Below are 272 nucleotides of genomic sequence, written 5' to 3' on the forward strand. Positions count from 1 at the left end.
CAAAAGAATATACAGGAACACCGAGTGATGCTATAGCTACGTTAAAAAAATCAGTATCCATTTATGAAGATTTAAAACATCCACACTTAATAGAATTACAGGACCATTTCGAAGTCGAGGAAGGCTATGTACTAGTTTTTGAGTGGATTGAAGGTGAATGTCTTCATTCTCATTGGAAATTTCCTCCTCCACGAAAATATACACACCCAGGCTCTCCCTTTTATCAATTTATGCAATTATCAATAGAAAAACGTATAAAGGCATTTAAGAGT

General features: G+C 34.6%; 1 protein-coding gene. It reads left to right on the top strand.

Annotated features, from left to right (window positions below):
* Positions 1-272: hypothetical protein (locus tag AOA61_RS31775; RefSeq protein ID WP_218197332.1), on the top strand; the 272-nt coding region annotated here is incomplete at both ends.

Source organism: Pseudomonas sp. 2995-1 (genome assembly GCF_002742505.1).
GTDB classification, from domain to species: Bacteria; Pseudomonadota; Gammaproteobacteria; order Pseudomonadales; family Pseudomonadaceae; genus Aquipseudomonas; species Aquipseudomonas sivasensis.